This window comes from Labedella populi (genome assembly GCF_004078655.1).
Taxonomy (GTDB): domain Bacteria; phylum Actinomycetota; class Actinomycetes; order Actinomycetales; family Microbacteriaceae; genus Labedella; species Labedella populi.
In genome coordinates this window covers 1,008,437-1,022,353 of record NZ_RZNC01000001.1, presented here as the reverse complement: position 1 = coordinate 1,022,353, position 13,917 = coordinate 1,008,437, and the positions used below count along the sequence as shown (strand labels likewise).

Below are 13,917 nucleotides of genomic sequence, written 5' to 3'. Positions count from 1 at the left end.
TCCACCGCACGACCCGGAACTTCGAAAACCCAGACCGCGGAGTCTCACACCTCGGAGACTCCGACCGCGGAAACGAGACCGCGGAAACCCCGACCTCGGGATCTCAGACCGCGCGCTTCTTCAGCTTGCGTCGCTCGCGCTCCGAGAGCCCGCCCCAGATCCCGAACCGCTCGTCGTTCTGCAGTGCGTACTCGAGGCATTGGCTGCGCACCTCGCACGAAGAGCAGATGCGCTTGGCGTCGCGAGTGGATCCGCCCTTCTCGGGGAAGAACGCCTCGGGGTCCGTCTGAGCGCAGAGGGAGTCCGACTGCCATGAGAGAGGGTTGTCGTCCTCTGCGGCGATGTTCTTGCGGACGCCGGGGACACCGAGCTGAACGGGGTCGACGAACCAGTCGTCCGGGACACCGGAATGTTCGTTCGGAATGCCCATACCGTCTCCCCACCTACGTTGCGCTTACTGACTCTGCAGCAGCGGTGCACTGTCTCGCACCGGCCGCCGCGATCGAGGCGGAGTGAACATCCGATCTCACGATCACCGGCGTTTCACCGCCGACACCTAATTACACCCGTGTAGTTCGCGCGGGTCAAGTCGGGGATCGTAAACCCTCGACCCCCAATCGAGGGTTGCGACACGGCGAGTCGTATGCAGGCCGTGACCTCGACGAGCACGGAGGCGCGACGCCCGTCAGTCGTCGACGATCCGATCGACACGCGTAGAGCCCCGATTCGGGATGCGGCGATACCCGTCGCGAGCGGTGACGACGAGCGTCCAGACGACGCCTGTGACGAGGATGAGGGCCAGGAGGATGAGGAAGAGTGCCATGGCAGAAAACTACGATTTTGAGTGATCCTGCCACCAGTGGCAGGATGGTCAGAAATCGACTCATTTCCGCCAAGGAGGCGCAATGCTCCGCTCGGTCGCCGTCATCGCCATTCCGGAGGTCGCCCCGTTCGAGTTCGGCGTCCTCGCCGAGGTGTTCGGCATCGACCGGAGCGCTCAGGGCGGCCCGGTGTTCGACTTCCACGTGGTCGCGGCGGAGCCCGGCGTCGTGACCATGAAGAACGGGCTCGGTCTCGTCGTGTCCGAGGGACTCGAGGCGACGGCGACCGCCGACCTCGTCGCGGTGCCCGCCTTCGGCTCCGGCGAGACGGACATCGACCCGCGCATCGTTGAGGCGCTGCGGGACGCCGAGCGCCGGGGAGCGTGGGTCCTGAGCGTCTGCAGCGGCGCGTTCGCCCTCGCGGCCGCCGGACTGCTCGACGGGAGGAGGTCGACGACGCACTGGATGCACGCCGGCGAGCTGACGCGCCGCTTCCCGGGGACGCACGTCGACCCCGACGTCCTCTTCGTCGAGGACCGACGCGTCATCACGGGCGCGGGGACGGCCGCCGGCATCGATGCGTGCCTGCACCTCGTCCGCACGGAGCTCGGAGCGGCGGCGGCCAACATCATCGCGCGGCGCATGGTCGTTCCGCCGCAGCGGGACGGCGGCCAGGCGCAATTCATCCAGACACCGCCGGAGCACGAGCGGATCTCGTCCCTCGCTGCGGTCACGACGTGGATGGTCGAGAACCTCACCGAGGATCAGTCCGTCGCGGTCCTCGCACGCCGGGCGCACATGTCGGAGCGCACGTTCGCGCGACGCTTCCGCGCCGAACTGGGGGCCACTCCGGCGGCCTGGCTCAATCGGCAACGCCTCATCCGCGCACAACAACTGCTCGAACGAACCGACCTCGGCCTCGAGCAGATCGCCGACGAGAGCGGCTTCGGGAGCGCTTCGGTCATGCGGCACCACTTCGTGCGCACCCTCAAGACGACCCCGAACGCCTACCGACGGGCATTCTCCTGCATCGACGACGGCGTCCTCCTGACGGGCTGAGGACCCCGCGACCGGCGCTCAGCGGTCGAGATGCGTCGTGGCGACGAACACCTCTCCGTCTCCCGACACCCTGAGGGGCTGCTCCTCCGGCACGATGTACGCGGCCGCGCCGACCGGGAGAGTGATCTCCGTCGACGCGGTCAGCCGGACGGTCCCCTGCGTCACGACGGCGATCGCGGGACCCGGCAGGTCGATCGGGGTGTCCGCGGCGAGCGCCGCGTCGACGCGCAAGAGCTCGAAGTCCGGGACGTCCGGCCGGAACACGTCGATGCCCGGGCCGACCGCGAGCGGGCGCAGCAGAGGGACGGGGAGCGGTTCGAAGTCGAGGACCGCGAGCAGTTCGTCGACGTCGACGTGCTTCGGGGTGAGCCCGCCCCGCAGGACGTTGTCGCTCGAGGCCATCAGTTCGACGCCGAATCCCTCGAGGTACGCGTGGATGTTGCCGGCGGGGAGGTACAGCGCCTCTCCCCGCTGGAGGGTGACGCGGTTGAGGAGGAACGCGACGGCGACGCCCGCGTCGCCCGGGTACGCGTCGGCGAGGGAGGCGACGGTGCGGAGGACCGTCTCCTCGTCCGCATCGAGGGTGCCGCGAGCGAGAGCCGCGTCGGCAGCGGCGACGAGCGCGGGGACCACGGCGCCGAGCCGTCCGTCGAGGAGGTCGCGGACGGTGCGCCGGAGGACCTCGGCGTCTGCGTCGCTGTCCTCCCCGAGGGAGGCCGAGAGCGCGGCGAGCGGGGCGGCGCCGTCGTCGATCGCCGCGAGCAGTGCGCGCGTCTCCCCCACGGCGCGGAAGCCGCACAGTGCCGAGTACGTCTCGCTCAACGCGACGACGAGCTCCGGCTTGTGGAACGCGTCCTTGTAGTTGCGATGCGGAGCGTCGATGGGCACGCCGGCGGCGTTCTCGCGCGCGAAGCCCGCGTCCGCCTGCTCGAGCGACGGGTGAGCCTGCAGGGAGAGCGGCGCGGCAGCGGCGAGCAGCTTGAGGAGGAAGGGGAGACGAGGGCCCGCGAGCCCCGCGTGCGACGGCGAAGCGGCGATCCACTCGGCGAGGTCCGTCGCGCCGCCGACGCTCTCCGGCGACAGGATTCGTGCGGGAGAGCCCGGGTGGGCGCCGAGCCAGAGCTCCGCCTCGGGTCCCCCGGATGGCTCCATCCCCCGGAGTTCGGCGATAGCGCTCGTCGACCCCCACGCGTAGTCCCGCGGGACGTTGTCGATGGGCAGGAACATGCGGCACTCTCCTCTGGGCGACCCTACAAAAGACGCCGGACGGCTTCGCGTCGCGGCTGGAGCGAATCTACCAAGCGTTCCCGGCGCGAGCGGAGCGGCCGTAGGGTCGAGGTGCGACGGCGCCCGACGCCGACGCGCGACGACCATCGAGCAACGAAAGCAGCGACATGTCCTTCGAGCCCCTCGCGAGCGACTTCCTCGGCTTCGAGACCCTTCTCACCGACCGGGAGAAGGACGCCATCACCGGCATCCGCGCCTTCCTCGAGGAGCACGTGCGGCCGACGATCGACGACTACTGGGAGCGTGCGGAGTTCCCGTACGACCTCATCGCGCCGCTCATGGCGACGGACGTCGGCCGCTTCGCCTGGCCCGAGACGACACCGTTCGAGAACTCGGCCGTCTTCCGCGGCCTCGTGTCGATGGAGCTCTCCCGCGTCGACGCCTCGATCTCGACGTTCGTCGGTGTGCAGGAGGGGCTCGCGATGGGCTCCATCGGCGTGTGCGGCTCGGAGGAGCAGAAGGCCGAGTGGCTCCCCCGGCTCGCGAGCGGCGAGGTGACGGGGGCCTTCGCCCTCACCGAGCCCCTCTCCGGCAGCGACAGCGCACAGGGCCTGCGGACGACCGCGCGTCGTGACGGGGAGAACTGGGTGCTCGACGGTGCGAAGCGGTGGATCGGCAATGCGACGTTCTCCGACATCACCATCGTGTGGGCGAAGGACGTCGAGGACGGGCAGGTCAAGGGCTTCATCGTCCCGACGTCCACCCCGGGGTATTCGGCGACGGCCATCGAACGCAAGATCAGTCTGCGTGCGGTGCAGAACGCCGACATCGTGCTCGACGGCGTCGTCGTCCCCGAGTCGCACCGTCTGCAGTGCGCGTCCTCCTTCCGCGACACCGCCAAGGTCCTCCGGCTCACGCGCGCCGGCGTCGCGTGGTCGAGTGTCGGGGTCTCGATCGGCGCGTATGAGGCCGCCCTCGCCTACGCCAAGGAGCGCGTGCAGTTCGGCAAGCCGATCGCGTCGCACCAGCTCGTCCAGGACCTGCTGTCGAAGTGCCTCGGCAACATCACGGCCTCCATGGCGATGTGCGTGCGCGTTTCCCAGATGCACGACGAGGGCACGCAGCGCGACGAGCATTCGGCTCTCGCGAAGGCGTATTGCACCGCTCGCATGCGCGAGACCGTGGCATGGGCGCGGGAGGCGATGGGCGGGAACGGCATCGTCCTCGACTACGGTGCCGCGCGCTTCTTCGCCGACGCCGAGGCGCTGTACTCCTATGAGGGCACGCGAGAGATGAACGCCCTCATCGTCGGACGCGCCATCACCGGGTCCGCCGCGTTCGTGTGAGTCGTCGCGCCGGCGATCCCGAACGAGGCTCGGTGACGGCGCGTCACGTTACCCTTGACCCCATGAGCGTGCAGACCGTCTCGCCTCCGCGCGATCAGGACACCCGGACCGTCGTGGCCACGGCCGTCTCGACGCTCGGGCTCGTCGTCGCCTTCGGCGGAGACGGGTGGCGGAACCTCCTGACCTGGCCCGGTTACATCGCCCTCTGCATCGTCGTCTCCACCTCGTGCGCCGTCGTCCTCGTCCGGTCCCGGCCACGACTGCGCTGGTCGACGACGCCGAAGTCGCTCGTCGCGTTCCTCGCCCTCGCGGTCGTCTCGCTCGCGTGGTCCGCGTACCCCGGGCCGACGGCGGCGACTCTCGTCGGCACCCTCATGACCACGATCGTCGGGTGCACCGTCGCACTGTCCCTCGACTGGCACGGCGTCGAACGCGTGCTCGGATCCTCGTTGCGTTGGCTGATCGGCCTGTCGCTCGTCTTCGAGCTCGTCGTCGCGACGATCGTGCGCGCACCGCTCCCCCGACCGTGGGACCCACGCGGCGCCGACGCCCCCCTCATGGACCTCTGGTCCCGCGACGTGCTCTTCGAGGGCGACCGCATCCAGGGCTGGGTCGGCAATGCGAACCTCCTCGGCATCATCGCCCTACTCGGAATCATCGTCTTCGCGGTACAGCTCGCCGACGGCTCCGTCCGTCGCTCGAGCGGCTACGTCTGGTTGGCGCTCGCCGCGATCACCTTCGGCCTCACCCGGTCGAGCACCATGATGATCGCCGCCGTGGCGTGCATCATCGTCCTGTGCGCCGCACTGCTCGCTCGCCGGGCGTCGCCGCGCGGCCGACTCGCGCTGTACGGGGCGGGAGCCGCGGTCGCGGCGGTCGTCGTCGTCGTGGCCGTCGGTTTCCGCGGAGCCGCACTCGACCTCCTCGGCAAGAGCGCCGACCTCACAGGGCGCGTCGACATCTGGGCCGGCGTCACGGAACTCGCCGCGAGGCGCCCATGGTTCGGTTGGGGCTATTCGAGTCCGTGGCTCCCGGGGGCCGTCCCCTTCGACGAGCCGATCGTGCGCAACGGCGTCGAGCAACTGCAAGCGCACAACGCCTGGCTCGACGTGTGGCTGCAGCTCGGGGTCGTGGGGCTCGTCCTCTTCGCCGCCGTCATCGTGTCCGTCCTCTGGAGGTCCTGGTTCATCGCGATCGACCGCCCGCGCACCGGTCTCGCCGACGATTCCCCCTACTCCATCAGCGCGCTCCTGCCCGTCCTCGTGGCCGTCGTGCTCGTCGTGCAGTCACTCATGGAGAGCCGCATCCTCATCGAGTCCGGTTGGGTCCTGCTCGTCGCCCTCGCCGTCGCCACGAAGGCGCGCCCCGTCATCGAGCGCCGCGGCGGTGTCGCGGCGTGAGCTCCCGCCCCGTGCCGCGCGACTCTCTGCGATCGTTCCTCGAGTCGGCTCCCGTCGCCCAGGCGTTCACCGTCACGGCGATCACCGCGGGCTTCACCGGCCACCTCACCCGCTCGCTCATCGGATGGCCCGGCTACATCGCCGTCATCGCCGGGCTGTGCGTGCTCGCGATCGCGATCCTGATCGCGCGGCGTGAACTCATCGAGTGGCGGGGGGTGCTCCCGCTCACGATCCTCGGGTTCGTCATCTGGTGCGGCGCTTCCATCGTCTGGAGCGGTGCACAGTGGATCTCGCTCGCCGGCTGGCTGTTCCAAGTGGCGATCGCCCTGCTCGGCGTCACGATCGCCCTCTGCCGTGACCTCATCCAGATCGTCCGAGCCGCCGGCAGCGTCTTCCGCGCCGTGCTCGGACTCTCGCTCGGGCTCGAGATCCTGAGCGGCATCCTCATCGATACCCCGATCCCCGTCCTCGGCATCGCCGGCGATCTCGCCGTCGGCGGGCCGATCCAGGGTGTCTTCGGAACGCGGAACCTCCTCGGCCTCGTCGCCGTGCTCGCGCTCGTGACGCACATCATCGAATTGCGGACACGGTCGGTGCAGCGCGGTCTCGGGATCGTCTCGATCGTCCTCGCCGGTACGTGCCTCTTCTTCAGCGGTTCACCCGTCACGGCCGTCGTGGCCATCGTCATCCTCGCCGCCACCTCCGCCCTCTTCGCCGTGCGGCGCACGCCGACGGAGCGCCGGCCGATGCTGCAGTACGCCCTCCTCGCGCTCGTCGTCGTCACGCTCGTCGCCACCTATGTCGGGCGCTCCCGCGTGATCGACCTCCTCAACGCGGGAGGCGAGTTCCAGGTGCGCTACGCGCTCTGGCTCTCGACGCTGCGCGCGGTCGACGTCAATCCGATCGAGGGCTGGGGCTGGACCGGCATCTGGCGCGACTCGATCCTCCCGTTCGCCGGGATCAACTGGTCCGTGCAGCGGGAGCACGCGTCGGCGCTCAACGCGTACATCGATGTGGCGCTGCAAGTGGGCATCGTCGGGCTCGCCCTCTTCGGGGCCCTCTGCGCCTTCGCGGTCATCCGTTCGTGGCTGCTCGCGTCGAACCGCCGGACCGTCACGTACGCCTGGCCGGCGCTCATCCTCGTCGCGCTCCTCACGACGGGTGTCGCCGAGAGCTTCCCGCTCGTGGAGTCGGGCTGGCTGCTGCTCGTCATCTGTGCAGTGAAGGCCTCCGAGAGCCAGAGCTGGCGGTCGCGGCTCCCGGCCTGAACGACCGCGACCGCCGACCCGGGCGGGTCGACGGTCGCGGCGAGCCCGTGGGCCGGCGGTTCAACGGTTCCGGCTTCAGCGACGGCCGAGGCCGTGGTACTCCCAGAGCGCATCGATCCACTGCGTGTGCGGCAGGGCGTTGCGTCCGTCGATGATGAGCGGGGTCTTCACGAGCGAGGCGGCCCAGACGGGGTCGATGCCCGTGAAGTCCTTCCACTCCGTGAGGAGGAGGACGATGTCGGCGTCCGTGAGGGCCTCCTCGACGGTGCCGAAGGTCAGGTCCGGCTCCATGCGGCGAGCGTTCTCGATCGCCTCGGGGTCGGTCGCGACGACGTCGGCGCCGAGGGCCGCGAGGCGCGACGCGATGTCGAGGGCGGGCGAGTCACGGATGTCGTCACTGTTCGGCTTGAAGGCGATGCCGAGAACGGCGATCTTCCGACCCGCGACGTCGCCGTCGAGGAGGGCCGTCGTGAGGTCGACGACCCGGTCCCGGCGGCGCAGGTTGATCGCGTCGACCTCCCCGAGGAACGCGACGGAGCGACCGACGCCGAGCTCCTCCGCACGGGCGCGGAAGGCCCGGATGTCCTTCGGGAGGCACCCGCCGCCGAAGCCGACTCCCGCGTTCAGGAATCGGCGACCGATGCGCGCATCCATCCCGATCGCGTCGGCGAGGGCGGTGACGTCGGCTCCCGTGACCTCGGAGATCTCGGCCATGGCATTGATGAAGGAGATCTTGGTGGCGAGGAAGGCGTTGGCGGAGACCTTGACGAGCTCGGCCGTCGCGTAGCCCGTGACGATCTTCGGCGTGTCCGCGGCGAGCGCCACGTGGTAGACGCCGTCGAGCACGCTCTCGGCGCGCTCGGCGCCGTCTCCGACGCCGTAGACGAGCCGATCGGGACGCAGCGTGTCCTCGACGGCGAAGCCCTCACGCAAGAACTCGGGATTCCACGCGAGGATCGCCCCGGTGGGCGTGATCCGTTCCGCAAGACCTTCCGCCGTGCCGACCGGGACGGTCGACTTCCCGACGATCACGTCGCCGGGGGCGACGTGGGGCAGCAGGGCGTCGACGGCCGAGTTCACGTAGCGGAGGTCGGCTCCGAGACCGTCTTTCGACTGCGGAGTGCCCACGGCGACGAAGTGCACCTCGGCCGCGGCCGCATCGGCGAAGTCGGTGGAGAACCGCAGGTTGCCGGTGGCGAGGGCCTCGGAGAGGAGCTCGGTGAGACCGGGCTCGAAGAACGGGGCGCGGCCCGAATTCAGGAGAGCGATCTTGTCCGCGTCGACGTCGATGCCGACGACGGAGTGGCCGATGGACGCCATGGCGGCTGCGTGGACGGCTCCGAGGTAGCCGCAACCGATAACTGAGAGCTTCATATCGTGGATCAGCCTAGCAATGAGACGGGTGGAGGACGGGTCAGGAGCCGATGGCCTGTTGGATCGCGTCGCCGAGCAGCGGCGCGAGGGTCCGGGCGTACGTCGAGGTCAGGTGTCCCGGGTCGCGGTAGACGATGCTGCCCCCGATGACGGGTGGGCAGACGTCACCGTCGCAGAAGTAGGGCGTGAAGTCGACGAGCGTCGCTCCCGGGGTGCGCTCGACCGCTCCCGGGAGACCGTCGAAGAAGGGGAAGGCGTCGTCTATGGGCACCGCGCAGCGAGCGGCCGCCGAAGCAGGGTCATCGGCGATGCATTCGAGGTAGTCGCCCCGCGTGTGCGGGTTGTCCCGGATCGCGACGATGACCGTGCCTCGGTCGGCGACGGGTGCCCAGGCCTCGACGAAGCCGCGCACCGTCGCCGTCGCGAGGTCCTCACCCTCCGGGGCGATCGGCGACTCCGCCGATGCGCTCGTCACGACCGCGTCGTACTCGACGTCACCCCGCAGGTACGTGTCGAGCGATCGCTTCCACTCGGCGCAGTTCGCGAGCCAGGCCGGGTCGTTGTCCTGGCTCGCCGCCGTCCAGATGCACCCCGTCTTGCCGATGACGTCGACGGCCCAGCCGCGTTCCTCGGCGAGCCACTGCACGGCCGACAGGTACTGGTTGCTGTGCGAGTCCCCGACGAGAGCGATGCGGACCTCGGCCTGAGCCGCGTCCGGTCCGAACGAGCAGACCTTGAGCTCGGCCTCGCCGTTGCGGCTCCAGCACTCCGGCGTGTTGACGTCGTCGGAGGGCGCCGCGATCGTCGACGGCACGAGGTCGCCCGCCGGCGCCGCATCGGCGTCGCATCCCGCGTCGATCAGCGCGGCCGCGCCGAAGCAGTCGATGTCGCCGTTCACAGCCGCGACCACACGGGCCTCCTCCGTCGCGATCCGCGCCGACGCCGTTCCGCCTACGGCGAGCGAGGCCACGACGACGGGCACGAGAGCGAGCGACGTCGCCGCGAGGGTGCGGCGGGGGCGCGCGCCGGCGAGGACCGCCCATGTGCGCGCGGGGTCCTCGACCAGGAGCTTCGTGAGCCAGCCGAGCAGCAGGGAGAGGGCGAGCAGGCCGAGGCGGGCGGGGGTCGACAGCTCACCGTCGACAGCAGCGGCAGCCAGCACGACGATCGGCCAGTGCCAGAGATAGAGGCTGTAGGAGATTGAGCCGAGCGCTTGGACGGGTCGGAGCCGGAAGAGACGGGCGGTGCCGAGCAGTCCGCCGCTCGCGCCGGCGGCGATCACGAGGAGCGTCCCGATGACGGGAAGGAGTGCCGCCCAACCGGGGAACGGCGTGAGCTCTGTGAAGGTCACGAGCGTCAGGACGATGAGCACGAGGCCGAGCCATGAGGAGCCGACTCGCACGGCGGCCGGGAGCCGGCGCGCGGCCGGCACGAGCGCGAGCAGACCACCCGCCGCGAACTCCCAGGCGCGCGTCGTGGTCGCGAAGTAGGCGGGGCCAGGGTCGACCGTCGTGAGCACGACGCTGTGCAGGAGCGAGGCGACCGCGACGGCCCCGAAGAGGAACACCAGGATCCGACGCACGGGTCCATGGCCCCGGCGCCGGACGAGCACGAGAGCGGCGATCACGAGGAGTGGCCAGACGAGGTAGAACTGCTCCTCGACGGAGAGCGACCAGAAGTGCTGGACGGGACTCGCGATGTTGGCGTTCTGCGCGAGATAATCGACCGAGTCCGCCGCGAGCACCCAGTTCTCCACGTAGAACGTCGCGGCGAGGATCTCGCCCACGACCTGCGGCCAGTTCTGCAGCGGCAGCACGATCGCGGTCCCGATCGCCGTCGCGAGCAGGACGACGAGGGCCGCGGGCAGCAGCCGTCTCGCCCGTCTCGCATAGAACGACGGCAACCGGATCCGGCCCGAGCGCTCCGCTTCCTTCACGAGGTGGGCCGTGATGAGGAAACCCGAGATCACGAAGAAGACGTCGACGCCCGCGTACCCGCCGGGGAGCCGGGCTGGCCATAAGTGGTAGACGACGACGGCGAGAACCGCGACCGCGCGCAGCGCCTGGATCTCGGGACGGAACCCGTCCGGCTCGCGGCGCCCGCCCTCGACCCGTCGGGACCCGCTCATGAGGCGGTCTGTCCCCGCTCCTCGCGCAGCGCGTAGACATCCGTCACGAGGGTCGACGCGCGCGCGTCGAACGAGTGCTTCTCCCGCACGAGGGCGGACGCGGCGAGAACGGCCTCCTCCGAGACCCGCTCCCGGACGTCGGCGAGTGCCGCGGCCATCTCCTCGGTGGAGGTGACGACGGTCACGACGTCGCCGAACACCTCACCGAGACCGACGGCGGGATCCGAGATCATGCGGGCCCCGGCGGCGACGCCGTCGAACAGCCTGTTCGAGAGGAAGCCCTCCGTCGCCATGTCCTCCCAGTGGTCGTTGAGGACGACGCCGGCCGCCCGGTACGCCGCACCGGCCTCCGCGCGGTCCATGGACTGCCCGGCGATCTCCTCCTCGGGGAGGAACTCCTCCCAGCCGTGACCGTAGATGGCCGGACGCGCCCCCGCCTCGCGCGCCATCCGCACGATCGGCCGGTACAGTTTGCGGGTCGTCCCCACGAACAGCACGTCGTGCCCCGTTCCGGGCGTGGCGCGCTCGGGATTGAAGAGCTCGGGGTCCGTCGCCTGCAGGAGCGGCCGCACGGGTCGGCCGAAGCGCTCGGACGCCTCACGGGCCCACGACTCGCTCGCCGCGTAGACGAGATCCTGCGGCACGACCTCCGCCTCGCCGACGCGGTCGGGGTGGCTGATGACCCAGAGCACGTTGACGGCGCCGTCCTGCATGCGAGCGCCGGCGAGGCCGCGGATCGTGAGAACGACGTCGTCGAGATACGCCGTCGCTCGGACCCGGCGGCTCGTGCGATCGACGACGACCTCCTGACCGAGCCGTTCGAGGGCCGTCCTCATCTCGGCGGCGAAGAAGGTGTCACCCCAGACGTCGCCCCGCGGCTCGGCGGGAGAGGCGATCCGAATGGCCCAGCGCAAGGCGGGCCGTCCGGCGAAGGGACCGGATTCGACGAGTCGTTCACGTCGGGAGAGCACGAGTTCGATGTCGACCGGGCCCGCCGACTCGGCCCCGTCGTCACCGTCGACGTCCTCGGAGGGGGCGCCTCGGCGCTCGACGACGTCGAAGCCCGCAGCCCCATACCGTTCCTCGATCTCGTCGGGCACAGTGGCGCCCCAGCGGTCCTCGAAGCGGCGCGCGTTCTCGCGTCGCCCCACTTGGACGACGCGTCCCCGCTCACCCTGGAGGAAGACGCGGGACTCGGGCACGACGACGTTGACCGTCCCGAGCTCGCGTGCGGCGCGGAGGCACAGATCGACGTCCTCGAACGCGCCCTGGAACAGCGGGTCGTACCCGCCGACGGCCGAGAACGACGACGCACGTACCGCGATCGCCCCGTCGCCGACGGCGAGGAACTCGCGTTGGCGCGAGGCGACGAGGTCCTCGACCGGGTGCTCCGCGAGGTAGCGCATCGGGAGCACGCCCGGCCCCCCGAACACGATGCCCGCATGACGCGCGGCCCCGCCGGGTCCGACCGGCACGGGCTGCGCGGCGAAGACGCGCTCGTCGTCGAGCGCGGCGACGAGGGGCTCGAGCCAGCCCGGGCGCACCTCGACCGTGCGTTCGAGGAAGACGACGGTTTCGCCACTCGAAGCAGCGAAACCGATGTCGTGCGCGAGCGGCCGCTTGAGACGGCCGCGCCGGACGATCACCCGCACCCGCGGATCGTGGGTGTAGCGGGCTCCGAGGATCGCCGGGACCTCCCGCTGCGAACCCGACACCACGAGCACGACCTCGACGTCCGAGCCCTCGGTCGTCGCGAGGACCGCGTCGACCGCACGCACGGGCCACTCCCACTCCCCGACCGTCGAGATGACGACGGAGACACGCCCGTCGACCCGCTCGGGGGCTGTCGCCGCATACTCGTCGAGGACGTACTTCTTGAGCACGATCTCGCGCCAGTGGGGCGACTCGCTCGTCGTGATGCGGTCGACGGCGTCGTCGCGGTGGTCGTAGCGGACCCCGATGAAGGGGAGGTAGGAGATCCGATCGGTGCGTCGGAAGAGCCGGATGAAGAGGTCGAAGTCGACCCAGCGCCGCAGCGACTCGTCGAACGCCCCGACCTCCTCGACGAGGTCCTTCCTCACGACGAGCGTGTTCTGATCGATGAAGCTGCTGCCGTGGAGGAGGTGCTCCGCCGTGCCTTCCATGCCGAGGTAGCGCGGCTTCTCCCCACCCTCGTCGATTTCGATCGCGGAGTAGACGAGGTCGGCGCGCCCGCTCAGGATCTCATTGAGGGACAGGGCGAGGAGGTGCGGCGTCCACGTGTTGTCGGAGTCGATGAAGGCGAGGACGTCTGCGCGGGAGGCTCCGATCCCGAGATTGCGGGCGGCCGAGACGCCCGCGTGATCACCCGTGACGAGGCGGACGCGCTCGTCGCGAGCGGAGTACTCGCGCACCACGTCCGCCGTCGCGTCGCTCGATCCGTCGTCGACGATGACGAGCTCCCATGCGGGGAAGGTCTGGGCGATGACCGAGTCGATCGCGGCGCCGACGACGTTCGCGCGATTGAAGACGGGCATGACGATCGATACGGCCGGGCGGTCGTGCGGCCGGTCGAGCCACCGGTCCGCGCGCGCGTGGTGCGTCTCGATGTAGCGTCGCTCGGCGTCGGCGTCCCACTCGCGGCTCCCGCGGACGGCGACCCAGTCGGCCGTCGCGGCGCGCTCCTCGGCGAGACGGAAGGCGTCGGCGCGCGCGTCCCCGAGAGTGACGGGGCCACGAGTGCCCTCGGGCAGCGGCAGCGGCGTCGCACCGCTCGACGCGGAGAGGAACCGCCCGATGGTCTCGGCGAGCGAGCCCGAGCGCTCCGCCTCGGGGAGCACCGCGACGTCGAAGACCGGTCCGACCGAGATCGGCGGGACGGACGGGTCGAGGAGCGTCGCGAGCCAGTCGCGCCCCTTCACCCGACTCGAGATCCAGCGAGGCTCCACGATGGGATGGGGCGAGAAGTGATTGGGCGCTGTCGCGAGGAATCGGACGGCATCCCGGGACGACCGGATGGGCACGGGGGCCTGAAGGGCGACGTACGCGGCGTCGATGAGTCCGGTACGCCCGAGCTCCCGGAGCTGGCGCTTCCGACGCTCCACACGGATCGGGGTGATGATCCTCGCGTCGAGGAGCGGGATCCTGTCGAGCACGCGGCGCGCGATCGCCCGTCGATTCATGGTGGTTGGTCTCTTCCGTCGATTGACTCAGCTCGAGGGCGGTCGACCCGTGATTCTCGACCAGCCAGTCGCACCCGTCGGTCCGCTGTGCGGGCCCGACCACGGTGCCCGGCGCGACGACACAGCCTAACAA

The 13,917-nt window shown here is 70.3% G+C and carries 10 protein-coding genes; 4 read left to right on the top strand and 6 right to left on the bottom strand.

The window, feature by feature from the left end:
* Window positions 1-103: 103 nt before the first annotated feature.
* Both ELQ92_RS04865 and ELQ92_RS16235 read right to left on the bottom strand, forming a co-directional pair.
* Window positions 104-430, bottom strand: coding sequence for a WhiB family transcriptional regulator (locus ELQ92_RS04865; protein ID WP_128497805.1), 327 nt, complete (start codon window positions 428-430; stop codon window positions 104-106).
* Between the two features lie 255 nt (window positions 431-685).
* Window positions 686-823 (bottom strand): hypothetical protein, encoded by a 138-nt coding sequence (locus ELQ92_RS16235; protein WP_166426708.1) that lies wholly within the window; start codon window positions 821-823, stop codon window positions 686-688.
* Window positions 824-905: 82 nt separating this feature from the next.
* Here ELQ92_RS16235 and ELQ92_RS04860 point away from each other — a divergent pair, with 82 nt between their 5' ends.
* On the top strand, window positions 906-1,880 hold the full coding sequence (locus ELQ92_RS04860; RefSeq protein ID WP_128497804.1) for a GlxA family transcriptional regulator: 975 nt from the start codon (window positions 906-908) through the stop codon (window positions 1,878-1,880).
* An 18-nt stretch (window positions 1,881-1,898) separates the two neighbouring features.
* Here the strand turns inward: ELQ92_RS04860 and manA are convergent, their stop codons facing one another.
* Window positions 1,899-3,107 (bottom strand): mannose-6-phosphate isomerase, class I, encoded by a 1,209-nt coding sequence (gene manA, locus ELQ92_RS04855; RefSeq protein ID WP_128497803.1) that lies wholly within the window; start codon window positions 3,105-3,107, stop codon window positions 1,899-1,901.
* Window positions 3,108-3,274: 167 nt separating this feature from the next.
* Between manA and ELQ92_RS04850 the strand changes: the two genes are divergently transcribed.
* The 3 genes from ELQ92_RS04850 (at window position 3,275) to ELQ92_RS04840 (ending at window position 7,121) form a co-directional block, all read left to right on the top strand.
* Window positions 3,275-4,453: an acyl-CoA dehydrogenase family protein gene (locus ELQ92_RS04850; protein ID WP_128497802.1), complete on the top strand. Its 1,179-nt coding sequence runs from the start codon at window positions 3,275-3,277 to the stop codon at window positions 4,451-4,453.
* Between the two features lie 62 nt (window positions 4,454-4,515).
* Window positions 4,516-5,853, top strand: coding sequence for an O-antigen ligase family protein (locus tag ELQ92_RS04845; RefSeq protein WP_128497801.1), 1,338 nt, complete (start codon window positions 4,516-4,518; stop codon window positions 5,851-5,853).
* Complete coding sequence (locus ELQ92_RS04840) at window positions 5,850-7,121, top strand: O-antigen ligase family protein (protein WP_243694867.1); 1,272 nt, start codon at window positions 5,850-5,852, stop codon at window positions 7,119-7,121. The genes ELQ92_RS04845 and ELQ92_RS04840 overlap by 4 nt, the downstream gene beginning before the upstream one ends.
* Before the next feature lie 75 nt (window positions 7,122-7,196).
* On the opposite strand, the gene ELQ92_RS04835 is transcribed toward ELQ92_RS04840, so the two are convergent.
* The 3 genes from ELQ92_RS04835 to ELQ92_RS04825 are packed head-to-tail and all read right to left on the bottom strand — an operon-like array spanning window position 7,197 to window position 13,784.
* Window positions 7,197-8,495: a UDP-glucose dehydrogenase family protein gene (locus tag ELQ92_RS04835; protein ID WP_128497800.1), complete on the bottom strand. Its 1,299-nt coding sequence runs from the start codon at window positions 8,493-8,495 to the stop codon at window positions 7,197-7,199.
* 40 nt (window positions 8,496-8,535) lie between these two features.
* Window positions 8,536-10,623 carry an acyltransferase family protein gene (locus tag ELQ92_RS04830; protein WP_128497799.1) on the bottom strand — a complete coding sequence of 696 codons (2,088 nt, stop codon included), beginning with the start codon at window positions 10,621-10,623 and terminating at the stop codon, window positions 8,536-8,538.
* Window positions 10,620-13,784: a glycosyltransferase gene (locus ELQ92_RS04825; protein ID WP_128497798.1), complete on the bottom strand. Its 3,165-nt coding sequence runs from the start codon at window positions 13,782-13,784 to the stop codon at window positions 10,620-10,622. The genes ELQ92_RS04830 and ELQ92_RS04825 overlap by 4 nt, the downstream gene beginning before the upstream one ends.
* Window positions 13,785-13,917 lie beyond the last annotated feature (133 nt).

Coding starts and splice junctions, on each gene's coding strand:
- ELQ92_RS04850 (WP_128497802.1), top strand. CDS start 3,275: ATGTCCTTCGAGCCCCTCGCGAGCGACTTCCTCGGCTTCGAGACCCTT.
- ELQ92_RS04835 (WP_128497800.1), bottom strand. CDS start 8,495: ATGAAGCTCTCAGTTATCGGTTGCGGCTACCTCGGAGCCGTCCACGCA.
- ELQ92_RS04825 (WP_128497798.1), bottom strand. CDS start 13,784: ATGAATCGACGGGCGATCGCGCGCCGCGTGCTCGACAGGATCCCGCTC.
- ELQ92_RS04865 (WP_128497805.1), bottom strand. CDS start 430: ATGGGCATTCCGAACGAACATTCCGGTGTCCCGGACGACTGGTTCGTC.
- ELQ92_RS04845 (WP_128497801.1), top strand. CDS start 4,516: ATGAGCGTGCAGACCGTCTCGCCTCCGCGCGATCAGGACACCCGGACC.
- ELQ92_RS04830 (WP_128497799.1), bottom strand. CDS start 10,623: ATGAGCGGGTCCCGACGGGTCGAGGGCGGGCGCCGCGAGCCGGACGGG.
- manA (WP_128497803.1), bottom strand. CDS start 3,107: ATGTTCCTGCCCATCGACAACGTCCCGCGGGACTACGCGTGGGGGTCG.
- ELQ92_RS04860 (WP_128497804.1), top strand. CDS start 906: ATGCTCCGCTCGGTCGCCGTCATCGCCATTCCGGAGGTCGCCCCGTTC.
- ELQ92_RS16235 (WP_166426708.1), bottom strand. CDS start 823: ATGGCACTCTTCCTCATCCTCCTGGCCCTCATCCTCGTCACAGGCGTC.